Raw genomic sequence first — 22,953 nt, forward strand, 5'->3', positions numbered from 1 at the left:
CCTGATGACCCACTGGCGGGGCCCACTGGGCCTCACCGGGTACCTGGTGACCCACTTCCGTGGGGGAGAGGGGGCTAGATGTGCTCGCTGCCCTCGAGCTCGCCGACTGTTCCCCCGCTGTCCTCGCCCTCGCCGACTGTTCCCCCGCTGTCCTCGCCCTCGCCGTCTTCGACCTCGCGCAGGTGTGGCGCGAGCGTCTGGATCACCACCGCCGCTCCAACCAGAGATGCTCCCAGGGGCATCAAGGTCCACTGCATGAGGGTGACGACGACGCTGATGACAGTCAACCCGGCGCTCGCGTTGATGCCGGCGTACTCCGAGAGTCTGTAATAGACGTCGGACCCGTAGGTGCTGGTGAGCGCGCCTAAGACAAAGAGCCCCACGGCCCATCTGATGCACTTGACGGCAACCGGATGCATGGAAGGCCCCCTTCGAACGCGGCATGCGATGGCCGCACACCGGACGGATTTTCACCGTAGCACGGACCCCTCGCGGCAGCCGGGGCCATTGTCAGGCGGCACCGGGCGAGCCCACGAGGCGGGAGCGTCTAGGCGAGCACCTCGGCAGGCGCGAGCGTGGGGTTGACGACGTTCGCACCACACAGGACGACGCCGATGCGGGCACCGGGTTCCGGCACCCACCTTCCCGTGAGGAGTGCGGCGAAGGGGGCGGCAACCCCCGGCTCGACCACGACCCGCAACAGGCGCCACAAGCGGGATTGGGCATCGAGAACCTCCTCGTCCGTCACGACGGCCGACTCCACGTGGTGCGCGGACAGTGCCGCCCACGGGTAGCGGCCGATCTGGGCGCCCAAGTGGTCGGCGGCGACTCCGGAGATGGGCACGGAGGTGGGCTCGCCTGCCTCGAGCGACGCGGCGTAGGACGACGTGCCGACGGTCTCGCAGCCGATGATGCGGATCCTGTCCTGGCACCACGCGGCAGCTCCTCCCGCGAGGCCGCCGCCGCCCACCGCGACGAGCATCGCGTCGAGCGGCCGTCCATCCTCGCCCACGCCGTCGGCCTCGAACTCCCGCGCCACGGTGGCCGCGCCCGCCATGACCACCGGGTCGTCGAAGGCTTCGATCGTGGTCGCGGCGTGCTCGGAAAGGTATGCGTATGAGGCCTCACGAGCCTCGGGATAGGTGGCCCCCACGCGGTGCACGTGTGCGCCGAGTTGGATGAGTCGCTCGACCTTGGAGGGGTTGGCGGTGGTGGGCACAAAGATGTGGGCCTCGTGGCCAAAGCGCTGCGCCGCATAAGCGACGGCCGCGCCGTGGTTTCCGCCCGATGCGGCAACGATGCCCGTGGGGGCAATCTCTTGGGTCGCGACGTAGTGCACCGCTCCGCGCGCCTTGAACGCCCCCGTGACCTGGAGGTATTCGAGCTTGAACACGAGCGTCGCGTCGAGGCCCAGGTTGTGACCGCCGATCTCGATGATGGGCGTGCGCCTCACGTGCGGCTTGATCGCCACGGCGGCGGCCTCGATCTGGGCGGGAGTGGGAACCAGAATGTCATTCACCCCTCCAGTGTCTCTCCTCGTGCCGATGGGCGCGTCACAGGTCCGTGCGTCACAGGTCCGTGCGTCACAGGCGCGTGGTGGAATGGGGGAGTGACTGAAGCCCCCGCCGCCGCTACCGCCGCTCGTGCACGCCATGCCGCCTTGGTGCAGGAGATCGAGGAGCATCGGGCCCGCTACTACGGCGACGACGCCCCCACGGTTTCGGATGGCGAATACGACGCCCTCGAGCGCGAGGCCCGCGACATCGAGGCTCGGTTTCCCGAACTGATCGAGCCGGAGTCTCCCACGCAGACAGTGGGAAGCGCCGGCGGCCAGACGGGATTCGCCTCGGAGCGTCACCGCGAACGCATGATGAGCCTCGACAACGCGTTCTCGATCGACGATGTGGCGGCGTGGTTTGAGCGCGTGACAAAGGACGCAGGGCCGCAGCCGGTGGTGTGTGAGCCCAAGATCGACGGCCTGTCGATCTCGCTCACCTACGTGGACGGGGTGCTGGAGCGAGCGCTGACGCGCGGCGACGGCACCACGGGCGAGGTGGTCACCGCCAACGTGCGCACGATTTCGGCCGTGCCGGAGACGCTCGCCGGCGTGGTTCCCGCTCTCGTGGAGATCAGGGGCGAGGTGTTCCTGCCTGTCAAGGACTTTGAGCGCCTCAACGAGGATCTGCTGGCTGAGGGCAAGGCGCCGTACGCCAACCCGCGCAACACGGCGGCGGGATCGCTACGGCAGAAGGACGCCTCCGTCACCGCCAAGCGGCCCCTGGCCCTGACCGCCTACGCGCTGGGCATCCTGGACTGGGGCGATGCGTCTGCCGACGAAAGAATCGAGACGCAACACGGTATTTATCAGGTACTACGTGACTGGGGTCTGCCGGTAAGCGAGCACGCCAAGGTGGTCAACGGCGTCGGCGAGGTCGAGGGCTATCTGCGGGACCTGGAGGCGAAGCGGCACTCGCTCACGCACGAGATCGATGGCGCGGTGCTCAAGGTAGACGACCGCGCGGTTCAGGCCGAACTGGGCTCGACCAGCAGGGCGCCGCGGTGGGCGATCGCGTACAAGTTCCCTCCGGAAGAGGTGCACACGACGCTGGAGCGCATTGAGGTCGGGGTCGGCAGGACGGGACGCGTGACGCCTTACGGCGTGATGACGCCGGTGACGGTCGCCGGATCCACCGTGACGTACGCGACCCTCCACAACTTCCACGAGGTGGTGCGCAAGGGGGTCCTGATCGGGGACACGGTGGTGCTGCGCAAGGCGGGCGACGTGATCCCCGAGATCGTGGGGCCCGTCGTCGCGGCACGCACCGGCACCGAGCTCGCGTGGGTTCCGCCCACGGTGTGCCCCTCGTGCGCCACGGAGCTGGTGGAGCAGAAGGAGGGCGACAAGGACATGCGTTGCCCCAACGCCCAGTCGTGCCCCGCGCAGATCATCGACCGCATTGCGTTCATAGGATCGCGCGGAGTGCTCGATGTTGAGGTGCTCGGCGAGAAGGCCGCCGCCGCCATGATCGAGGCCGGGGTGTTGGTCAACGAGGCGGGTCTGTTCGACATCGGCGAAGACGCACTCAAGCGCGCGACGCTCTTCACGCTCGACGTGGACGAGAAGGTCAGCAAGGCCCAGCGGGCGGCGGGGGAGGAGCCGCGGCAGGCAGGAGATCTCACGCGCAACGCCTCGAAGCTTCTCGACGAGTTGGCGAAGGCTCGCACCCAGCCGCTGTGGCGCGTGCTCTTGGGGCTGAGCATCAGGCATGTGGGCCCGACGGCGTCGCGTGCGCTCGCGGGTTCTTTCGGTTCAATGGACGCGATCAGGGGTGCGACCGATGTCGAACTTGCGAGCGTCGACGGCGTGGGCCCCATCATCGCCGACGCCGTCAAGACGTGGTTTTCCGAGCAGTGGCACGTCGACATCGTCGACGCGTGGGCCGCCGCAGGAGTGCGCATGGAGGACGAAAAGGACGAGTCAATTCCGCAGACCTTGGCCGGCCTCACGGTCGTCGCGACGGGCTCCCTCGAGAGGTTCACGAGGGATGGCGTCAAGGAGGCGATCATCTCCCACGGGGGCAAGGCGGCGTCGTCCGTGTCCAAGAACACGCACTACGTGGTGGTCGGAGCAAATGCGGGTAGCAAGGCCGCGAAGGCGGAAGAACTGGGGGTTCCGGTGCTCGATGAGGTGGCATTCGAGGCGCTGCTTGCGGATGGAAGTGTGACGGTCGAGAGCCCCGCGCATCCCCTGTAGGGTATGCCGACAAGTCGAGGAAACCGGCCCGCATCTGCTCTGGCGCGGCGCGCTGGCAACGACGTACATTGAGAACCACGATCACCAAGGCAACCCCCACTTTGACTAAAGACACCGCCGACGGACGCACCACGAACCGCCGGATCGGGCTCGTCTCGATGGAAAGGTAAGAATTCCCCATGGGTGCATCACTACGCGAGGCCTGGCTGTGGCTCCTGCTCGCGTTCCTGCTCGGTCTCGCGATCGGGTACTTCGTGAGGCGGCGTCCGTCGCGTGCGCATGCCACGGCGGGCAGTACCGATACGACGCGGATCGCCGCGCTCGAGGCCCAGTATGAGGCCCATCTAGAGGACCGCAGCCTGGCACCGCTGACACCCGCCGCCGTGGGGGTCTCAGCCGTTCGGGTCTCCGCCATTGGGGTCTCCGCGCTCGGGATCTCAGCGCTCGGGGTCTCAGCGCTCGGGGTCTCAGCGCTCGCGGCGAGCGCGCCCGCGACGGTCGTTGTCCCCGCCAAGAAGACCGCCGCCAGGGTGTTAGCCGCCACCGCGCCAGCCGCCGCCAGGGTGTTAGCCGCCACCGCGCCAGCCGCCGCCAGGGTGTTAGCCGCCACCGCGCCAGCCGCCGCCAGGGTGTTAGCCGCCACCGCGCCAGCCGCCAAGCCAGCTCGCCGTAGGCAGGCGTCCACCAAGCAGGCCGCGAAGGCCGCAGTGCTCGACCTGGCGGTGGCGAAGACCGCGCTAGGCGTGACGGTCAAGCTCGACGACCTCAAGCTCATCGAGGGCATCGGGCCCAGAATCGAGACTCTGTTCAAGGCGGACGGCATCACCTCGTGGCGTGAGCTTTCCAAGGCAAATGTCGAACGCCTGCAGGGCGTTCTGGACGCGGCCGGGCCGCGCTACAAGGTCCACAACCCGGGTTCGTGGCCAAGGCAGGCTAGCCTCTTGGCCGATGGCAAGTGGGCAGAGTTCAAGGCACTGACCGACAAACTGAAGGGTGGCCGATGACTTTAGCGGTACGCGTCGTGGAACCGTCCGAACTGGGCCGGCTCCAAGAGATTGGCGAACTCACAGCACTTGCCTATCTGGCGGATGGGCTGATCGACAACGCCCACCCCTACGTCCCGCAATTGCGTGACGCCTCGGCCCGCGCGGAGCACGCCCTGCTTCTGGCGATCTTCGATGGAGGTGCGGGAGAGGGCAAGATCGTAGGCACGCTCACCCTTGTACCCCCAGGTTCCAAATTCGCGGAACTTGCTCAGCGCGATGAGTTCGAGCTGAGGATGCTCGCCGTGTCTCCCATGGAACGCGGTCGCGGCATCGGTGGGGAACTGACCCGTGCCGCGCTCGACATGGCCGTGGAGCGCGGTGCCCGCCGTGTGGTCCTGTCGACGATGGACACGATGCATGCCGCCCACCGGCTGTATGAGCGGATCGGCTTCCTGCGGCGCGAGGACCTCGACTGGGTGGTGGTCGACAACCCCGACGGCTCCGTGTCGCAGGTGAACCTGGCCGAAGACCCGAGTTGCGCCCAGGACGGCGTGAAGCTGCTGGGCTATTCGTGGGAGCCCGCCCAGTAGACTCGGGCGCATGTCCACACTCAGCCGCGCAGACGTCGCGCGACTGGCCGCACTTGCGCGCATCGACATGACCGACGAGGACCTCGACAGGCTGTCAGGACAACTGGCCGCCATCGTCGACGCCGTCGCGCTCGTGGCCGAAGTCGCGGCCGCCGACGTCCCCGCCACCTCCCACCCGATCCCCATGAGCAACGTGCACCGCCCCGACGTGGTGCGACCGTCTCTCACTCAGGCCGAGGTGCTCTCTGGGGCTCCCGACGCCGAGGACGGCCGATTCCGTGTGCCGCGCATCCTGGGGGAGGAAGCATGACCGACTGGACCCGCTCCACCGCGGTTGAGATGGCCGAGGCCCTGCGATCGGGGGCTGTTTCCTCCGTGGCGCTCACCCAGGCCCACCTGGATCGCATCGCCGCCGTCGATGGTCCCGTGCACGCATTCCTGCACGTTGACGCGGAGGGCGCGCTCGCGACCGCCGCAGCAGTGGACGCCGACCGCGCCGCCGGCGTCGACATGCCGTTTCTTGCGGGTGTTCCCGTCGCCGTCAAGGACCTCGTCGTCACCAAGGGCCTGCCGACCACCGCCGGCTCTCGCATCCTCGAGGGCTGGATTCCTCCTTATGACGCCACGGTGATCACGAAGCTCAAGGCCGCGCGCATGCCCATTCTTGGCAAGACCAACATGGACGAGTTCGCGATGGGTTCCTCCACCGAGCACAGCGGCTATGGTCCCACGCACAACCCGTGGGACCTGGACCGCATCCCCGGTGGCTCTGGCGGCGGATCGGCCGCTGCGATCGCCGCCTTCGAGGCTCCGCTCGCGATCGGCTCGGACACCGGCGGCTCGATCCGCCAGCCCGCCGCCGTCACCGCCACAGTGGGCGTCAAACCCACCTACGGCGGGGTGAGTCGCTATGGTGCGATCGCCCTCGCGTCTTCCCTCGACCAGCTCGGCCCGTGCGGCCGCACCGTGGAGGACACCGCGGCGCTGCACGAGGTCATGGGCGGTCACGACCCGATGGACGCCACCAGCCTCGACGAGCCCGTGCCTGCGTGCCTGGCCGCCGCCCGCGACGGCCGCGAAAACGGACTGGCGGGGGTACGCATCGGCGTGGTGAAGGAGCTTGGCGGCGATGGCTATCAGGCCGGTGTTCGCCAGCGCTTCGCCGAGTCACTCGATCACCTGCGTGCCTTGGGCGCCGAGATTGTCGAGGTGAGTTGCCCGTCGTTCAAGTACGCGCTCGCCGCGTACTACCTGATCCTCCCGTCGGAGGCCTCGAGCAACCTGGCCAAGTTCGACTCGGTGCGCTTCGGCAAGCGCGTCGAGAGGGACACGATCGAGAAGACGATGCTCGCCACGCGCGCCGAGGGTTTTGGTGACGAGGTCAAGCGCCGCATCATCCTGGGCACCTACGCCCTGTCGGCCGGCTATTACGACGCGTATTACGGCTCGGCTCAGAAGGTGCGCACGCTCATTCAGCGCGACTTCGCCGCGGCATTCGAACTGGCCGACGTCCTCGTGTCGCCCACGGCTCCCACGACGCCGTTCAAGTTGGGGGAGAAGCTGAACGACCCGCTGTCGATGTACCTGCAGGACGTCGCGACGATCCCCGTGAACCTCGCGGGGATTCCCGCGATGTCTCTTCCCTCGGGCACGGCGCCCGAGGATGGCCTGCCCGTCGGCTTCCAAATCATCGCCCCCGCGCACGAGGACGCCCGCCTGTACCGCGTCGGCGCGGCGCTCGAGAAGGCGCTTGTCGCGCAATGGGGAGGCTCCTTGGCCTCGCTGGCCCCCGAGCTGGAGGTGACGCGATGAGTGCCGCCGCACACCTCGTCGGTTACGACGACGCGATGGAGAGCTTCGACCCAGTCTTCGGCATCGAGGTCCACGTCGAACTCAACACCAAGACCAAGATGTTCTGCGGTTGCGAGAACACCTTTGGCAACGAGGCAAACACCCAGGTGTGCCCCGTATGTCTCGGTCTACCAGGGTCGATGCCCGTCGTCAACGAGAAGGCGGTCGAGTCGGCCATCCGACTGGGGCTCTCGCTGGGCTGCTCGATTCGCGAGTCGAGCCGCTTCGCGCGCAAGAACTACTTCTACCCCGACCTGGCGAAGGACTACCAGATCTCCCAGTACGACGAGCCCACCTCGTACGAGGGCTCCCTCGACGTCGTGCTCGACGACGGCACGGTCGTGACCATCGGCATCGAGCGCGCGCACATGGAAGAGGATGCGGGCAAGAACACCCACGTGGGCGGCAGCGGCGGCATCCAGGGTGCGGACTATTCGCTCGTCGACTACAACCGCGGCGGCGTGCCGCTCGTGGAGATCGTCACCAAGCCGATCGAGGGCATGGGTATCCGCACCGCCGAGGTCGCCCGCGCGTATGTCGCGACGATCCGCGACATCGTCAGGGCGCTCGGCATCTCCGACGGCCGCATGGAGCAGGGTCGCCTGCGTGCCGACGTGAACCTGTCGCTGCGCGCCAAGGCCGGGCCGGGCGAGGATCAGAGCGCGATCAAGTTCGGCAAGCGAAGCGAGACCAAGAACGTCAACTCGTTGCGCGCCGTCGAGCGCTCGATTCACTACGAGGCTGGCCGCCAGGCGGCGCTGTTGCTCGCGGGCGAGCCCGTGGTGCAGGAGACGCGCTTCTGGCACGAGGACACGTCCTCGACCACGCCGGGTCGCTCCAAGGAGGAGGCCGAGGACTACCGTTACTTCCCCGAGCCCGACCTTCTCCCGGTCGAGCCCTCGCGCGAGTGGGTCGAGGAGCTCAGGGCCACCATTCCCGAGCACCCGGCCAAGATGCGCGCTCGCCTGCAGGCCGATTGGGGCTTCGCGGACCTCGAAATGCGCGACGTCGTAGCGGCCGATGCGCTCGACTTCATCGCCGACACGGTCGCCGCGGGCACCACGCCGCAGGCCGCTCGCAAGTGGTGGATGGGCGAGCTCGCGCGCGTCGCCAACGAGCGCGACATCAGCCTGGGAGACATGCCGGTGACGCCTGCCGATATTGCCGAACTCCAGGGCCTCATCGACGCCGGAACGATCAACGACAAACTCGCGCGCCAGGCCCTCGAGGGCACGCTCGCGGGCGAGGGATCACCCGCCGCAGTCGTGGCGGCCCGTGGACTCGTGGTGGTCTCGGACGACTCGGCCCTTGAGGCGGCCGTCGACGAGGCTCTCGCCTCGCAGCCAGAGGTGCTCGACAAGATTCGCGAGGGCAAGCTTCAGGCCGCCGGCGCGATCGTCGGTGCGGTCATGAAGGCCACCAAGGGCCAGGCCGACGCCGCGCGGGTTCGCGAGATCATCCTGGCAAGGGCGGGCGTCGAGGGCTAATGGCTCCCGTCACCACGCCGGTGAAGGCCGCAGCAGGCGAGGGGCTCGTGTGTGCCCTCACGTTCGATGACGGTCCGAACGGCAAGGACACCGCCGCGCTGCTCGACGCGCTCCGCGAGCGCGGGATCACGGCGGTGTTTGCGGTCATTGGCGAACAGATTGCCGCACCCGGTGGCGCCGACCTATTGCGACGCACCGTCGCCGAGGGCCACGTGCTGTGTAACCACTCGACGTCCTTTGCCGACATGGGGAACTGGGGTGCCGACGCCGTGCGTGCGGACATGCAGGCAAACCTGGCCATCATTCGCGAGGCGCTCGGGGACTCCGACGCACGGGTGCCATTCTGGCGCGCGCCCAACGGCAACTGGGGCGTGACCGCCGGGGTCGCGGTCGAACTTGGAATGCAACCGCTCGACGTGACCAACGTGATCCAGGACTGGATCGATCAGGACGCGGACCTTCTGGCGGAGCGCCTGAGCGCCGTCATGACTCCCGGCGAACTCGTCTTGGTGCACGACGGCGGGGGAGACCGTGCTGGCTCGGTGGCCGCCGCATTGCGCGTAGTCGATGAGAAGTTGGCGCAAGGGTGGCGCTTCACCTTGCCGCTCGGGGCCGAGTAGCCACTCGCAGGGCCGGCGCTAAGCGGCTACTTGGGGACGGGCTGGGCGTGCGCGGCGGGGTCCCTCAACAGCGGCAAGAACGCGAGTTCCGCGGCGCCGACAAGCAGAAGGCGAGAGCCGAGTTGGGCCCGCTCGATGCGCGCGCTCGCCGAGATCTGAGCGAAGGAATCACGGGCGACAGCGGAATCGAGCATCTGTGGCGCGGCGGTGTACAGCGAGCCGAGAAATCCGCCGAGAATCACGAGCTCTGGGTTGAAGATCGAGATGAAGTTGCCGATCGCACCTGCTAGGACAGTCATCTGTCGCTGGATTTCTGCGCGGACCGTCGGGTTTGCCGCAGCCCGGGAGAGCTCGTCGTCGAGGTCTCGGGGGTCCACCGACTCGCGGCCAAGCGCAGCCAGCAGCCGCACGAGGCTCACCTCCGTTTCGAGGCAGCCTCGTCGGCCACAGTGGCATTGCTCGCGTCCGCCAGCGACGGCGGTGTGCCCCATCTCGCCGCCGAAACCGTCCTGGCCCCTGAGGGTGACGCCATCCACGATGGCCCCACCGCCGACCCCGGAAGGAGAGCCGTTGAGGTAGACGAGGTCGCGCACTCCTCGCCCGGCGCCGAAGACGGTCTCCGCAATCGTCGCGACGCGGGCGTCGTTCCTTACGACGACGGGCAAATCCAGTGCTGCGGCGAGCATTTCGCCAAGGGGCTCTTCGGTCCAGTCAAGGTGGACCGCGCGGACGATCGATGAGTCGTCGGAGCGCACGAGCGCGGGAACCGCAACCCCCGCCGCAATCACCCACGGCGTCGGCTTCGTGTCGCGACGAAGTCTTTCGAGCGCGGAGGTCGCGACCTGGACGGTCTCCGCGACGGAGGGCGTGCCCTTCCAGGGGTGTCGCTCCCGTTGGTGCACCGTGCCGCCGAGTCCCACAAGGCCGATGACGACGGCGTCGTAATCGGGATTGATGGCGAGGGCGGTCACCTCGGCACGCGGGTAGATGTGAGGGCTGGGGCGTCCCCGGGAGGAGTGCTCCGCAGGGGCCACCTCCCGCACAAGCTTCAGCTCACTCAACTCCGCGACGAGCGCTCCTACCGTCGAGCGATTCAGGCCGCTCAGGCGGGTGAGTTCCGCCCTCGATACTCCAGGGTGATGGTGGGCCGTCGTCAGAATGGTCGACAGATTGTGCCGCCGCGTGGCGTCGAGACGACTGCCTCGACCGGGCGCGAGGGTGCGCGCCATCGCCGTCGGGGTGTCTTTGTTTACCCCGAATGAGTCGGTGCTCTCGGCGATGGCGCGTTCCTCGCGTTTGATCAGGACGAGCCGGAGCGACGCCTGTTGATGACGTCGAATGCAACAGCAAAGAGAAGCACGAGGCCCTTCACGACCTGCTGCCATGCGGAGTCGACGTTCATGATCGACAGGCCCTGGTTGAGCACACCCATCACGAGCGCGCCAATCACGGCGCCGGAGATCTTACCCACACCACCTGAGACGGCTGCTCCACCGATGAACACCGATGCGATGGCGTCCAACTCGTACCACGTGCCCGCCGCCGACTGGGCGGCTCCAGCGCGCGACGTCGTGACGATCGCGGCCACCGCGGCAAGGGTGCCGATGTTCACGAAGATGAAGAAGTCGACCCACTTGGTCTTGACGCCGGACATCATGGCGGCGAAGCGGTTTCCACCCATGGCGTAGATGTGGCGACCGAACACCGTGCGGTTGAGAACGAACGTGTAGGTCAGCACAAGCACGCCGAGCAGGATGAGCACGTAGGGGGTTCCGTTGTGCTTCGCAAGGAGGAGCGCGAAGTACAGCATGGCGACCACGACGAGCGCCATCTTCGTGAAGAAGACGGGAGACGACTCGTGGGGAAGGTCCCTGACCATGAGCTTGCGTCGTGACGCGAGTTGGCTCACGACGTAGCCAGTCGCTGCGGCCACGCCGATCACGAGGGTCAAGACGTCAAGCTTGTCTGCCTTGCCGAACCACGCGGGCACCCAGCGAGCGCCGATCGCCACGTAGCTGTTGGGCAGGCCGCCGATGGTGCCGCCCGTCAAGAACACGATGGCGAGACCACGGAAGATGAGCATTCCGGCGAGCGTCACGATGAACCCAGGTACCTTGACGAACGCCACCCAGAAGCCTTGCCAAGCGCCAACAACTGCGCCGAGCGCGAGCGAGAGCAAGATCGCGACCCACACGGGTTGATGCCAATACTGAATGGCGATGGCAGACACGGCGCCGATCATCGCGACGAGCGAGCCGACCGACAGGTCGATGTGTCCGGCGATGATGACCATGACCATGCCGATTGCCAGGATGACGACGTAGGCGTTCTGGCTGATCAGGTTGTTCACGTTCGCGGGAAGCAGGAGCTTTCCGTGAGTCGCGACCTGGAAGAAGAGGACGATCGCGATGAGCGCACCTAAGAGCGCGTAGTCGCGGACGTTAATGTTGAGCGTTTGACGCTTCTTCGGCGTCGCGGTCAAGGTCGGTGCCTCGGACATCTCTAGTTTTCTCCCACTGTCATCAGTTGCATGAGTCGTTCTTGAGTCGCCTCTTCACGAGGCAAGTCACCCGTAATGCGGCCCTCGGCGATCGTGTAGATGCGATCGCTCAGACCGAGTAGCTCGGGAAGTTCCGAGGAGATCACAATGATCGCCTTGCCCTGTGCGGCGAGCTCGTTGATGATTCCGTAGATCTCGTATTTTGCGCCCACGTCGACGCCCCGAGTGGGTTCGTCGAGGATGAGAATATCGGGTGCAGTGTTGAGCCATTTTGACAGGACGACCTTCTGCTGATTGCCGCCCGAGAGGGTGCCGGTGAAACGCGTCACCGTATCCGTCTTGATGTTGAGCGCTTCCCGGTATTCCTCCGCAACGGCGACTTCACGGTGAAGGTCGATGACTCCGTACTTGGAGACACCGGCCAGGTTCGCCCCCGTGATGTTCGCCGCGATGGACCAGAGGAGGTTGAGCCCGTAGCGCTTGCGGTCCTCGGTGACGTACGCGATGCCGTTTGCGATGGCCTCGTCGACCGAACGGGTGAGAATCTGCTCGCCGCGGCGGTACACGGTTCCCGAGATCTTTGTGCCGTATTGGCGGCCGAAGATGCTCATGGCCAATTCGGTGCGCCCGGCGCCCATGAGGCCGGCAAACCCGACGATCTCGCCCGCGCGGACGAAGAAGGAGGCGTCCTTCACGACCTGACGGTGGGTGTCGACCGGGTGGAAGGCGTTCCAGTTTTCCACCCGGAAGATCTCTTCGCCGATGTTCTTGGTGCGTGGCGGGAACAGGTTGTTCAGCGGGCGGCCGACCATCGACTTGATGAGTCGCCCCTCCGAGTTGTCCTTGTCGTCCATGGTGAAACCATCAACGGTGTGGCCGTCACGGATAACAGTGATGGTGTCAGCGATCGCCCGGATCTCCGCCAGCTTGTGGGAGATGATGATCGAGGTGATGCCCTCGTCACGAAGTCGCCTGATGAGGTTGAGCAGATGTGCCGAGTCATCGTCGTTGAGGGCGGCGGTGGGCTCGTCGAGAATGAGAAGTTTGACGTCCTTCGACAGTGCCTTGGCAATCTCGACAAGTTGTTGCTTGCCGACTCCAAGCTGGAGGACGGGGGTCGTGACCTTGTCACGCAGGCCAACGCGGTCTAGAAGCGTCTTGGCCTGCAGGTTGGTCTCGTGCCAGTCGATGACGCCGCGCGATGCGCGTTCATTGCCGAGAAAGATGTTCTCTGCAATCGACAGGTAGGGAGAGAGGGCAAGCTCCTGGTGGATGATGACGATTCCCGCGGCCTCGGAGTCGTTGATCGACCCGAACTGGGCAGGCTCGCCATCAAACTCAATCTCGCCTTCAAAGTGGCCGTGGGGGTAAACGCCCGAAAGCACCTTCATGAGGGTGGACTTGCCCGCACCGTTCTCACCGCAAATGCCATGCACCTCGCCACGGGTGACGTCCAAAGACACGCCATCGAGGGCGCGAACGCCCGAAAACTCCTTGACGATGTCTTTCATCCTCAAGATCACATCAGACACGGTAATCCTTCCTGTCGTAGGAGGCGGTGGTGGCCGCCGTTGCCGACTGCCACCACCGCATCTTTGGTGAGTTTCAGGCCTGAGCCTGAGGACTACAGGCCTACGTCAGAGGCCTTGAGGAAGCCGGAGTCGATCAGCTTGGACTTAACGGTGTCCTTGGTGACGACCTCGGGGGTGATGAGGTACGAAGGAACAACCTTGACGCCGTTGTTGTACGTCTTGGTGTCGTTCACCTCGGGGGTCTGGCCGGCCATGATGGACTTGATCATCATTTCGACGCGCTGGCCGAGAAGACGGGTGTCCTTCCAGACCGTCATGGACTGCACGCCGTCAAGGATGTTCTTGACGGAGGCCTTGTCGCCATCCTGGCCCGTGAGGAGCGGGAAGTCGGCTGCGGTGTAACCAGCGAGCTGCAGCGACTGCGAGATGCCCTGTGCGAGAGAGTCGTTGGGTGAGAGCACCACATCGACCTTCTTGCCACCCGCGTAGAACGACGCGAGACGGTTGTCCATCTCCGACTGAGCGGTGGCAGAGAGCCAACCCTGGATGCCGATGGCCTTCCAGTCAGCGTCGGTCTTGGGGTTCTTGCCCGAAGGAACAACGAGCTTGCCGCTGTCCACGTACGGGCTCAGGATGTCCCAAGCGCCAGCGAAGAAGTATCCGGCGTTGTTGTCGTCGGGGCTACCGGCGAAGGGCTCAAGGTTGAACGGGCCCTTGCCATCGGCCAGGCCGAGGGTGTCCACGATGTACTGGCCCTGGAGCTTGCCCACACCGTAGTTGTCGAACGTTGCGTAGTAGTCAACGTTCGGCGTGCCCAGGATCAGGCGGTCGTACGCGATGACCTTTGCGCCGGCGGTGGCCGCGGTGTCGAGTACCGGGCCGAGCGTGGTGCCGTCGATCGCCGCGATCACCAGGAAGTTCGCACCGTTGGCGACCATGTTCTGGATCTGCGAGATCTGCTGGTCGGTCTTGTTGTCTGCGTACTGCAGGTCGACGGTGCAGCCGTCGGCCTGGAGCAGCTTCTGCAAGCCCTCACCATCGTTGATCCACCGCTCGAGCGAGCGAGTGGGCATTGCGATACCGACGTTGCAGGTGGCCGAGGTGGCCGCCGACGTGGCAGGTGCATTACTGGCGGCCGTCGTGGTGGAGGTGCCACCGGACGAACACGCGGCGAGCGACAGCGCCATGGCGCCGATGCCAGCTACAAGCGCGAGCTTGTTCCTTCTCTTCATGCGCAGAATTCCCTTCCTTGCGTGCCTTGAGGCACTTTGCGGTTGCGCGAACCCGGAGGCTTGCACGGCGACTACGCCGAACAAGTTCCGGGACGTGAGCGCGATGCGGGCGTGCTCGTGGGGAATTCAGCAGGCACGTCGATCGCGGCAAACGGTCCGAGGACCGCTAGCGCTATGACACGTTCCATGCCTCACTCCTTTGTCAGGCTCTGCATCGTGAGTTGTCACACTAAGTTGACCCCGCAAACATATAACCGGTTCGATGGTCAGTGCAAACCTCAAACGGGCAGGTGTTACACGATCGTGACTATGCTCGATCGGAGAGACCGGTTTCAATGTGACCCGGTTCACGAGTCACGGCCCGTTTTCGTCTTGACATTGGTCTCGGGCACGATTATGTTTGCAATGGCAACTATTGATCGACGATGATCGGAGTCATCATCATGACCCCCACTCTTACCCCCACCCCCGAAGACCGGTTCACGTTTGGCCTGTGGACGATCGGCTGGAATGCAGCGGATCCCTTCGGTTCCCCCACCCGCGGTCCGGTGAGCGCCGTGACAGCAATTCACAAGCTGTCCGAGTTCGGCGCCTACGGCATGACGTTCCACGACGACGACCTCTTCCCGTTCGGCTGCTCGGATGCAGACCGTCGGGCTGCGATCGACGCCCTCAAGAAGGCGTGCGACGAGACCGGCATGGTGATCCCGATGATCACCACCAACACGTTCTCGCACCCCATGTTCAAGGACGGCGGTGTCACGTCAAACGACCGTGACGTGCGTCGCTTCACGGTGCGCAAGATCCTCCGCAACCTCGACTTGGCTGCCGAGCTCGGCGCGAAGACGTTCGTCATGTGGGGCGGCCGCGAGGGCGCCGAATATGACTTCTCCAAGGACATCCGCGTGGCCCTCCAGCGTTACCGTGAGGCAGCGAACCTCTTTGCCGAGTACGTCATCGACAAGGGCTACGACATCAAGTTCGCGATCGAGCCCAAGCCGAACGAGCCCCGCGGCGACATCCTGCTGCCGACCGTTGGTCACGCCATGGCGTTCATCAACACGCTCGACCACCCCGAGATGGTGGGCCTCAACCCAGAGGTCGGCCATGAGCAGATGGCGGGCCTCAACTTCACCGCGGGCATCGCTCAGGCGCTCGACCACGGCAAGTTGTTCCACATTGACCTCAATGGTCAGCGCGGCATCAAGTACGACCAGGACATGGTCTTCGGTCACGGCGACCTGTACAACGCGTTCTCGCTCGTCGACCTGCTCGAAAACGGCGGCCCGGATGGCGGCGAGGCCTACAGCGGCCCTCGTCACTTCGACTACAAGCCGTCGCGCACCGAGGACATCACGGGCGTGTGGGACTCGGCGAAGGCCAACATGCGCATGTACCTGCTCCTCAAGGAGCGCGCCAAGGCTTTCCGCGCGGACCCCGAGGTTCAGGAGGCCATTGTGGCCACCAAGCAGGACCAGCTCGCACAGACCACGATGGGAGCCGACGAGACCGTGGCGGACCTCATGGCCAACACGAGTGTCTACGAGACCTTCGACGCCGACTCGTACTACGACGGCAAGGGCTTCGGCTTCGTTCGCCTGCAGCAGCTCGCTGCCGAGCACCTCATGGGCGCGCGCGGCTAGCAAAGCGATATACCGGCCCGCCGCCCGTGGATTGACCACTGGCGGCGGGCCGGCTTCACGTCCCCACCCATCTCACATCCAGGGAGACAGCAATGACGCTCGTCGCAGGAGTCGACTCCTCCACGCAGAGCTGCAAGGTCGTCGTGCGCGACCTTGTCACGGGTGAGGTGGTCCGTACGGGCCGCGCCTCACACCCAGAGGGCACATCCGTTCATCCTGACCACTGGTGGACCGCGTTGCTGGCCGCGATCGACGATGCCGGAGGGCTGGCCGATGTGGCCGCCATCAGCGTGGGCGGTCAGCAGCACGGCATGGTCGCGCTCGCGTCCGACGGCACCGTGGTCCGCGAGGCACTCCTGTGGAACGACACTCGTTCCGCACAGGCGGCGCGCGACCTGATCGCCGAGTTTGGCGCCGAGGAGCTGGTACGCCGCACCGGGCTGGTCCCCGTGGCATCGTTCACGTCCACCAAACTGCGCTGGCTACGCGACGCGGAGCCAGAGAACGCCGCCAAGGTGGCCGCCGTGGCGCTCCCTCACGACTGGCTCACGTGGCGCTTGCGCGGATACGGCCCCGCGGTCGAATCGCCTCTTGGCCCCGACCTCGAGGCGCTCACAACGGATCGATCCGATGCATCGGGAACCGGCTACTGGAGCCCAGCCTCCGGCGAGTACGACCGCGAGTTGTTGGTGGCCGCGCTCGGACATGACGCCATCGTTCCGCGGGTGATTGCACCCGACGGCAGTGCGGGAACGGTCCACATCGATGGACCCACGGAAATCGTGGTCGGGCCGGGTGCGGGCGATAACGCAGGCGCCGCGCTTGGCCTCGGGGCGGGCGAGGGCGACGTGGTCGTCTCGCTCGGCACCTCCGGCACGGTTTTCGCCGTGACCCCAGAGCCCGTCACCGACGCATCGGGCACCATCGCGGGGTTCGCCGACGCGGCCGGCCAGTACCTGCCGATCGTCGTGACGCTCAACGCCGCGAGGGTGCTCGACTCCGCGACCAGGCTGCTACAGGTCGACTTTGACGCATTGGCTGAACTCGCGCTCTCGGCGGAGCCGGGCGCCGGTGGAGTGGTCTTGGTCCCGTATTTCGAGGGCGAGCGGACTCCCAATCGTCCCGACGCCACCGCAAGCCTGATGGGCCTTACCCTGGCCTCGTCGACCAGGGCGAACATCGCCAGGGCTCACGTCGAGGGCATGCTTTGCGGCCTAGCCGACGGGGTCGACGCGGTGCGCGCGCGTGGGCTGGACGCCAAGCGCGTCCTGTTGGTGGGCGGCGCCGCCTTCAACCCGGCAGTGGGCAAGGTCGCGGCACAGGTCTTTGGGCTGCCGATAGACATTCCCAAGCCCGGCGAGTATGTGGCAATGGGGGCGACGGTGCAGGCCGCGTGGTCCCTTACGGGAGAGAAGCCGCAATGGACCGTCGACATGGAAACCCACCTGGAGCCCGACCTTAGGCCGGCGGTGCGGGAGCAGTATCGGGCCGCGACGGAGCAGTTGTACGCGTAAGCGAGAAGCATCGGCGATTTTCTGGCCGGGGCGGTCATTCCCCGACGCGGGGGTGGCCGCCCCTGCCGCGTCACGCTCCAGGAGCCGCGGCTGCGGCGGTCGCTCAGCGGGCGTGGGCTACGCGTGTGGGGGAGCGGTGCTTGCCCTCACAACGAATTCCGTGTCCATCCGCACGTGCTGCACGTGCTCCTTGCCTTCCAGGATCTCGAGCAGCATGCGCATCGCCGCCTCGCCCATTGCCTGAAGCGGTTGCCGCACGGTGGTGAGGGGAGGGGTGCTGAGTGTGGCATCGGGAATGTCGTCGAAACCGACCACGGACAAGTCGTCCGGAACAACGAGGCCCCTCGCTTGAGCAGCGGCGATCACACGCATGGCGGTCACGTCGTTTGCAGCGAAGACCGCGGTGGGCGGCTCGGGAAGCGCCAGTAGGTCGTTGCACACCGCGTATGCGACGTCGGGGTCGTAACGGGAGTCGCGGACCAGTTCTTCGGCAACCTGAATGCCAGCTAGGCGCATGGCCTCCCTGAAGCCTGCCTCGCGCAATTGCGACGAGTCGAGTTCCTCGCGACCCCCAAGAAATGCGATGCGGGTGTGGCCGAGCTCGATGAGATGCTGCGTTGCTGACCGCCCGCCGCCGAAGCTGTCGCAATCGATCGTCGGTAGCCAGTTGGGGCCGTAGTGAGGGTCGATGGCGACAATGGGAACGCTGATCGCGGTGGCAAGCGCAGTGGGGGTGACCACCACCGCCGCGTCGATGAGCGTGCCGCCCAATCGAGCCAACGAGCGGCGCTCCCACTCGGGGGCCTCGCCGCCCGAGAATGCCAGCACGTCATACTTCGTGTTTCGCGTCGCGCGAGCGGCGCCCTTGATGAGCTCCGCGCTGTACGGCTCAAACTCGGCGACGAGGATTCCGACGACGTTGGTGCGTTGGCCGCGAAGCCCAGATGCGCCGAGATTTCCTACGTAACCCATCTCGGCGATGATGCCCTCGACCATCGAAATGGTCTGCTTCGCGACGCCGTAGCGGCTGTTCACGACCTTGGAAACCGTGGCGACGGACACCCCTGCGCGCGCAGCGACGTCGGAGAGTTTGACGCGCCCTTGCGGTTCCATGACAGGAATGCTACACGTGCGGCGATTTTGTTGCGCAAACGTTATCGATCGCGTTTGACGTGCCCACGACGCGACCGGCGTGCTCTGACCGCACCTCCAATTGCGTGGTCGAGACGGGACAAGTTGACCTGTGGACTGGCGATGCGGAACACCGCCTGACGACCGGGGCGATTCGCCTGACTGCGGCCCCATTCACCCCGTGACGAAGGAGTCTTCCAGGTTGACCCGATCGCACGTGCAGGGCTGACGGCCAGCCGCCTGAATAACGACAGCCCGCTGCGGCTCGTGCTACATACCCGCGGTCGAGGTCCCTCGTTTCTCGCACGATGCCGGGAACGGCGAGCGGTACACGCCGTGGGGCACCTCGACACGTGGAAGATGAAGGTGAAGCGCCTGGAGGGCACGTACTCCGGATCGTTCCGGATTCCGTTGCCCTCGCGGCAATACAAGGCGATACGCCTGGTGCGCGTGACCGACGGCTTGAACGTCTGACGCTCGCGGAGTGGAAGACTGTCGGGATGATGACCATTTCAGTTCCCGATCAGGCCGTTGCCGACGCCTTGGGAGACGTTGGTGATGACGCCAGGGTGATCGTGTGGAATCCCGCGGAATCCGAGCCACCTGAGGCAGAGCGGGAGCGGATCACGATTGCGTGCCTCGCTCACTACTCGGGTGGGCGCACGGTCTATGGGCGCCTGGCGCAATGCCCGCGGCTCGAGGTGATCCAGATTGCCTCGGCGGGCTTCGAGCACGTCCTGCCGCTCGTGCCTGCGGGCGTTGCGCTCGCGAATGCGAGAGGCGTGCACGACTCGCGTGTGGCGGAGATGACGCTCGCGCTCGCGCTCGCCAGCAGGAGGCAGCTTCCCCTATTTTTTGACGCACAACGCCGCGAGACCTGGGAGCCGAAGTTCGATACTCGCAGCCTGGCCGACTCCCGCGCGCTCGTGGTCGGCTACGGAAGCATCGGCGCGGCGATCGGCGTCAGGCTCCGTGCGAGCGAGGTTCATGTCGAGGGCGTGGCGCGGTCGGCGCGCACGGCACCGGACGGGACGGTGGTGCATGCCGTGGAGGACCTGCCGACGCTGTTGCCTGCCTTCGACATCGTGATCATCGTGACGCCCCACACCGACGAGACCGACAAGCTGGTGAACGCGGCGTTCCTGGCCGCGATGCCCGATGGATCGTTGCTCATCAACGTGGGTCGAGGCATGGTGGTCGACACGGACGCCTTGCTGGCCGAGCTCGAGTCCAAAAGGCTGTTCGCGGCGCTCGATGTGACCGATCCCGAGCCGTTGCCGACGGGCCACCCGCTGTGGTCGGCACCGCAGTGCATCATCGTTCCCCACGTGGCGGGAGTCGAAGTGCTGACGAATCGCCGATACACGGACCTGGTGAAGAGCCAGATCGATGCCCGTCGTGAGGGCCGCGGGCCGGTCAACCTCGTGGACGTCCGCGCGTCGTAAACCGACTCGCAGGGCCGTCCGCGTCGCGACTGGTGTATCGTTAAACCACCGTGGTCGCCGACGACGCGCGGTGGTCTAGCCAAGGGGAATCATGACTCTCACTGCACGCGCTGTGGTCGATCTCGATGTCGCTGGAGACACCATCAGCCCCCATCTCTATGGACACTTCGCGGAGCACCTCGGACGGTGCATCTACGGTGGCTTCTGGGTGGGCGAGGACTCCGACATTCCGAACACCGCCGGCATCCGGCAGGACGTCGTCGATGCCCTCAAGGCGCTCAACATTCCCAATCTGCGGTGGCCCGGCGGTTGCTTTGCCGACGAGTACCACTGGCGTGACGGCATCGGCCCGGTGCAGGAACGACCTACCATGGTCAACTCGCACTGGGGAGACGTGGTCGAGGACAACTCCTTCGGAACCCACGAATTCATGTTGCTGTGCGAGATGCTCGGCGCGGCCCCCTACGTCAACGGCAACGTGGGATCGGGCACCGTTCAGGAGATGAGCGAGTGGGTCGAGTACCTCACGCGCGCCGACGATAGCCCGATGGCGAGGCTTCGCCGAGCGAATGGACGCGACGAGCCCTGGAGGGTGCCCTTCTGGGGAATCGGCAATGAGGCCTGGGGCTGCGGCGGCAACATGCGGCCCGAAGCCTATGCGGACGAGGCGCGTCGTTACTCGACGTTCCTCAGGAACCACGGCGACAACACGCTCTATCGCATCGCCGCGGGTGCCCCCGACGACGACCTCAGTTGGACCAGAGCGCTGATGCAGGCGGTATCTTGCGTTGACTGCCAAATAAAGCCAGAATCGCCCATCTTCCAGGGCGTTTCCTTCCACTATTACACCCACGCTGGCGCCGGAATCAATACCGAGTCGGCCACCGAGTTCACGCAGGAGCAGTTCTACGGCACCCTTGCGAATGCGCATGACATCGAGCGCATCATCTCGCTACACGAGGCCGTCATGGACAGTTATGACCCCGAACGCAGGGTGGGCCTCGTGTGCGACGAGTGGGGGACCTGGTGGAATGTCGAGCCAGGCACCAACCCCGGCTTCCTGTTCCAACAAAACACGGTCCGAGACGCGCTCGTGGCGGGCATCCACTTTGACGCGTTCCACCGTCACGCCGGTCGTCTCACGATGGCCAATATCGCGCAGACGGTGAACGTGTTGCAGGCGATGATCCTCACCGACGACGAGGGTGGGCTGATCCTCACCCCGACCTATCACGTGTTCGAGATGAACAAGAATCACCAAGGCGCGACGCACGTGCCCGCGATGGTGCTCGATGGACCCACGGTGGACGTTGGCGACAAGAAGGTCCCCCTCGTTTCGATGTCCGCGTCGACCTCGGGCGGGACGGCGCTCCTCTCGTTGACAAACGGTTCGATCGAAGACGATCTCGATCTCCGCATCGACCTCAGGGGAGTGAGCGCGAGTGTTCAGCGCGCAAGGGTGCTCAGCGGGCAGAGTCCCGCGGCGCACAACAGCAGTGCAAACCCCAGCGCCGTCGCGCCAGTTGCGCTCGCCGTAGGACTCGTCGATGGAGTGCTGGCCGTGCGTCTGCCGGCTCACGCGTTCGCCACGATCGAGCTCGAGTTGGGCGCGCCTTCCTTCTAGCGCGTCGACTCCCTGTGCACCATCCGGGCGGGGGGAGCGGTGGTCTCGGCGGGAGCGTCGGCATCGTCGAGGCGCCGTAGCAGCAGCCGGACGATGCCGTCGGCGATCGCCTCGTTGTCCGGCTCCACACTGCTCAGCGGCGGAATGGCGTATGTCGCGAGTTCTGTGTTGTCCCATCCGACGACCTTGACGTCGTGGGGGATCCTCAGTCCCGCTGCAGCGAGCGCCGACATGGCCCCCAGGGCCGCCGCGTCAGTCAGGCCGAACACCGCGTCGAATTTCACTCCTGCCTTGATCAAGGCCCTGATGGCGCGCTCTCCGTCGGCGAGCCCGACGCCGCCCGCGACCACGAGGCTCTCGTCCAACGGCACCGACCTGCTGGCCAAGGCGTCTCGGTACCCCTGGGTGCGCAGCACCGGCATCGACTCGGGACCATCAAGCTGGCCGCCGATGACGGCAATGCGCCGCGCTCCAGCGTCGAGCAGTGCGTCGGTGGCGAGCCTTGCGCCGCCGATGTTGTCCATCGCCACGTGGTCGAAACCGGGGGGAACCGACCGCTCACCAATGACGACGAGGGGCTTGCGGGGCTGGGCGTCGGCGAGGTCTCTGGCGGTCCCCGCGGTCATCGACAAGATGATCGCATCATGACCGTCGAGGTGGGGGCTGCTGAGAGTGGCGAGCTCGTCGTCAAGCGTGCCCCGCGTCAGTTCCATGACCAAGCGAAAGCCGTGTGGTCGAAGGCGTTCCGCGAGCCGTGCTCCGAGTTCGCCAAAGTAGGCAGAAGCGAAGTCGGGCACGGCCAGCACGATCGACCCGGTGCGGCCCTGTCGCAGTTGCCTCGCGGGCACGTTGACGCGGTAACCGGTCGAGGCGATGACGGCCTGCACACGTCGACGAGTCTCGGCGCTGACGCGCTCCGCGCGGTCGTTGACCACGTTGGAAACTGTCATCACCGACACGTCCGCCAACCGGGCCACATCGGCCATCGTGAGCCCGGCGCGCTCGGCCGGTTGCGGGGTCATGGAACCATTGTTACCTGAGACG

20 protein-coding genes are annotated in these 22,953 nt (G+C 65.9%); 12 read left to right on the top strand and 8 right to left on the bottom strand.

Annotated features, from left to right (window positions below; translation table 11 throughout):
* Positions 1–74 precede the first annotated feature (74 nt).
* Positions 75–419, bottom strand: coding sequence for a hypothetical protein (locus tag BKA03_RS04625; RefSeq protein WP_062076075.1), 345 nt, complete (start codon positions 417–419; stop codon positions 75–77).
* A 128-nt stretch (positions 420–547) separates the two neighbouring features.
* Positions 548–1,519: a serine/threonine dehydratase gene (locus BKA03_RS04630; RefSeq protein ID WP_062076076.1), complete on the bottom strand. Its 972-nt coding sequence runs from the start codon at positions 1,517–1,519 to the stop codon at positions 548–550.
* Positions 1,520–1,609: 90 nt separating this feature from the next.
* Here BKA03_RS04630 and ligA point away from each other — a divergent pair, with 90 nt between their 5' ends.
* The 7 genes from ligA to BKA03_RS04665 all read left to right on the top strand — a co-directional run bounded on the left by ligA (position 1,610) and on the right by BKA03_RS04665 (position 9,288).
* Positions 1,610–3,754, top strand: coding sequence for an NAD-dependent DNA ligase LigA (ligA, locus tag BKA03_RS04635; RefSeq protein WP_062076077.1), 2,145 nt, complete (start codon positions 1,610–1,612; stop codon positions 3,752–3,754).
* A 179-nt stretch (positions 3,755–3,933) separates the two neighbouring features.
* The gene (locus BKA03_RS04640) at positions 3,934–4,758 is read left to right on the top strand and encodes a helix-hairpin-helix domain-containing protein (protein WP_062076078.1); all 825 of its coding nucleotides are present in this window, start codon (positions 3,934–3,936) and stop codon (positions 4,756–4,758) included.
* Positions 4,755–5,330: a GNAT family N-acetyltransferase gene (locus BKA03_RS04645; RefSeq protein WP_083972048.1), complete on the top strand. Its 576-nt coding sequence runs from the start codon at positions 4,755–4,757 to the stop codon at positions 5,328–5,330. Before BKA03_RS04640 ends, BKA03_RS04645 begins: the two co-directional genes overlap by 4 nt.
* Positions 5,331–5,340: 10 nt before the next feature.
* Positions 5,341–5,640 (top strand): Asp-tRNA(Asn)/Glu-tRNA(Gln) amidotransferase subunit GatC, encoded by a 300-nt coding sequence (gene gatC / locus BKA03_RS04650; RefSeq protein WP_062076079.1) that lies wholly within the window; start codon positions 5,341–5,343, stop codon positions 5,638–5,640.
* Positions 5,637–7,142, top strand: coding sequence for an Asp-tRNA(Asn)/Glu-tRNA(Gln) amidotransferase subunit GatA (gatA, locus tag BKA03_RS04655; RefSeq protein ID WP_062076080.1), 1,506 nt, complete (start codon positions 5,637–5,639; stop codon positions 7,140–7,142). The genes gatC and gatA overlap by 4 nt, the downstream gene beginning before the upstream one ends.
* On the top strand, positions 7,139–8,668 hold the full coding sequence (gene gatB / locus BKA03_RS04660; protein ID WP_062076081.1) for an Asp-tRNA(Asn)/Glu-tRNA(Gln) amidotransferase subunit GatB: 1,530 nt from the start codon (positions 7,139–7,141) through the stop codon (positions 8,666–8,668). The genes gatA and gatB overlap by 4 nt, the downstream gene beginning before the upstream one ends.
* Positions 8,668–9,288 carry a polysaccharide deacetylase family protein gene (locus tag BKA03_RS04665; protein ID WP_062076082.1) on the top strand — a complete coding sequence of 207 codons (621 nt, stop codon included), beginning with the start codon at positions 8,668–8,670 and terminating at the stop codon, positions 9,286–9,288. Before gatB ends, BKA03_RS04665 begins: the two co-directional genes overlap by 1 nt.
* A gap of 26 nt (positions 9,289–9,314) precedes the next feature.
* On the opposite strand, the gene BKA03_RS04670 is transcribed toward BKA03_RS04665, so the two are convergent.
* From BKA03_RS04670 to chvE, 4 genes are all read right to left on the bottom strand, one after another.
* Positions 9,315–10,517, bottom strand: coding sequence for an ROK family transcriptional regulator (locus BKA03_RS04670; protein WP_062076083.1), 1,203 nt, complete (start codon positions 10,515–10,517; stop codon positions 9,315–9,317).
* Between the two features lie 71 nt (positions 10,518–10,588).
* Positions 10,589–11,788 (bottom strand): multiple monosaccharide ABC transporter permease, encoded by a 1,200-nt coding sequence (gene mmsB, locus BKA03_RS04675; RefSeq protein WP_062076084.1) that lies wholly within the window; start codon positions 11,786–11,788, stop codon positions 10,589–10,591.
* A 2-nt stretch (positions 11,789–11,790) separates the two neighbouring features.
* A complete protein-coding gene (mmsA, locus tag BKA03_RS04680) occupies positions 11,791–13,320 on the bottom strand; it encodes a multiple monosaccharide ABC transporter ATP-binding protein (protein ID WP_179397703.1) in 1,530 nt (509 codons plus the stop codon).
* A 92-nt stretch (positions 13,321–13,412) separates the two neighbouring features.
* Positions 13,413–14,552 (bottom strand): multiple monosaccharide ABC transporter substrate-binding protein, encoded by a 1,140-nt coding sequence (gene chvE, locus BKA03_RS04685; protein WP_062076085.1) that lies wholly within the window; start codon positions 14,550–14,552, stop codon positions 13,413–13,415.
* Between the two features lie 425 nt (positions 14,553–14,977).
* Here chvE and xylA point away from each other — a divergent pair, with 425 nt between their 5' ends.
* Both xylA and xylB read left to right on the top strand, forming a co-directional pair.
* Complete coding sequence (gene xylA, locus BKA03_RS04690) at positions 14,978–16,195, top strand: xylose isomerase (RefSeq protein WP_238579473.1); 1,218 nt, start codon at positions 14,978–14,980, stop codon at positions 16,193–16,195.
* A 92-nt stretch (positions 16,196–16,287) separates the two neighbouring features.
* Positions 16,288–17,709: a xylulokinase gene (gene xylB / locus BKA03_RS04695; protein ID WP_062076086.1), complete on the top strand. Its 1,422-nt coding sequence runs from the start codon at positions 16,288–16,290 to the stop codon at positions 17,707–17,709.
* 117 nt (positions 17,710–17,826) lie between these two features.
* Here the strand turns inward: xylB and BKA03_RS04700 are convergent, their stop codons facing one another.
* Entirely contained in the window at positions 17,827–18,822 is a 996-nt protein-coding gene (locus tag BKA03_RS04700; RefSeq protein ID WP_062076087.1) for a LacI family DNA-binding transcriptional regulator, read from the bottom strand.
* 354 nt (positions 18,823–19,176) lie between these two features.
* Here BKA03_RS04700 and BKA03_RS15685 point away from each other — a divergent pair, with 354 nt between their 5' ends.
* The 3 genes from BKA03_RS15685 (at position 19,177) to BKA03_RS04715 (ending at position 21,909) form a co-directional block, all read left to right on the top strand.
* Complete coding sequence (locus BKA03_RS15685) at positions 19,177–19,314, top strand: DUF5605 domain-containing protein (protein ID WP_179397704.1); 138 nt, start codon at positions 19,177–19,179, stop codon at positions 19,312–19,314.
* Between the two features lie 26 nt (positions 19,315–19,340).
* A complete protein-coding gene (locus tag BKA03_RS04710) occupies positions 19,341–20,285 on the top strand; it encodes a 2-hydroxyacid dehydrogenase (protein WP_062076088.1) in 945 nt (314 codons plus the stop codon).
* A gap of 91 nt (positions 20,286–20,376) precedes the next feature.
* On the top strand, positions 20,377–21,909 hold the full coding sequence (locus BKA03_RS04715) for an alpha-N-arabinofuranosidase (RefSeq protein ID WP_062076089.1): 1,533 nt from the start codon (positions 20,377–20,379) through the stop codon (positions 21,907–21,909).
* Here BKA03_RS04715 and BKA03_RS04720 read toward each other — a convergent pair.
* A complete protein-coding gene (locus tag BKA03_RS04720) occupies positions 21,906–22,931 on the bottom strand; it encodes a LacI family DNA-binding transcriptional regulator (protein WP_062076090.1) in 1,026 nt (341 codons plus the stop codon). The two genes, BKA03_RS04715 and BKA03_RS04720, sit on opposite strands and share 4 nt — an antisense overlap.
* Positions 22,932–22,953 lie beyond the last annotated feature (22 nt).

The sequence above is a fragment of the Demequina lutea genome (assembly GCF_013409005.1).
GTDB classification, from domain to species: domain Bacteria; phylum Actinomycetota; class Actinomycetes; order Actinomycetales; family Demequinaceae; genus Demequina; species Demequina lutea.

Excerpts from the sequence above, each read along its gene's own strand:
- gatA (WP_062076080.1), top strand. The coding sequence starts at position 5,637 with ATGACCGACTGGACCCGCTCCACCGCGGTTGAGATGGCCGAGGCCCTG.
- BKA03_RS04710 (WP_062076088.1), top strand. The coding sequence starts at position 19,341 with ATGATGACCATTTCAGTTCCCGATCAGGCCGTTGCCGACGCCTTGGGA.
- chvE (WP_062076085.1), bottom strand. The coding sequence starts at position 14,552 with ATGAAGAGAAGGAACAAGCTCGCGCTTGTAGCTGGCATCGGCGCCATG.
- BKA03_RS04700 (WP_062076087.1), bottom strand. The coding sequence starts at position 18,822 with ATGGAACCGCAAGGGCGCGTCAAACTCTCCGACGTCGCTGCGCGCGCA.
- gatC (WP_062076079.1), top strand. The coding sequence starts at position 5,341 with ATGTCCACACTCAGCCGCGCAGACGTCGCGCGACTGGCCGCACTTGCG.
- BKA03_RS04720 (WP_062076090.1), bottom strand. The coding sequence starts at position 22,931 with ATGACCCCGCAACCGGCCGAGCGCGCCGGGCTCACGATGGCCGATGTG.
- xylB (WP_062076086.1), top strand. The coding sequence starts at position 16,288 with ATGACGCTCGTCGCAGGAGTCGACTCCTCCACGCAGAGCTGCAAGGTC.
- BKA03_RS04665 (WP_062076082.1), top strand. The coding sequence starts at position 8,668 with ATGGCTCCCGTCACCACGCCGGTGAAGGCCGCAGCAGGCGAGGGGCTC.
- BKA03_RS04715 (WP_062076089.1), top strand. The coding sequence starts at position 20,377 with ATGACTCTCACTGCACGCGCTGTGGTCGATCTCGATGTCGCTGGAGAC.
- BKA03_RS04640 (WP_062076078.1), top strand. The coding sequence starts at position 3,934 with ATGGGTGCATCACTACGCGAGGCCTGGCTGTGGCTCCTGCTCGCGTTC.
- xylA (WP_238579473.1), top strand. The coding sequence starts at position 14,978 with ATGATCGGAGTCATCATCATGACCCCCACTCTTACCCCCACCCCCGAA.
- mmsB (WP_062076084.1), bottom strand. The coding sequence starts at position 11,788 with ATGTCCGAGGCACCGACCTTGACCGCGACGCCGAAGAAGCGTCAAACG.
- gatB (WP_062076081.1), top strand. The coding sequence starts at position 7,139 with ATGAGTGCCGCCGCACACCTCGTCGGTTACGACGACGCGATGGAGAGC.
- BKA03_RS04670 (WP_062076083.1), bottom strand. The coding sequence starts at position 10,517 with ATGGCGCGCACCCTCGCGCCCGGTCGAGGCAGTCGTCTCGACGCCACG.
- BKA03_RS04645 (WP_083972048.1), top strand. The coding sequence starts at position 4,755 with ATGACTTTAGCGGTACGCGTCGTGGAACCGTCCGAACTGGGCCGGCTC.
- BKA03_RS04625 (WP_062076075.1), bottom strand. The coding sequence starts at position 419 with ATGCATCCGGTTGCCGTCAAGTGCATCAGATGGGCCGTGGGGCTCTTT.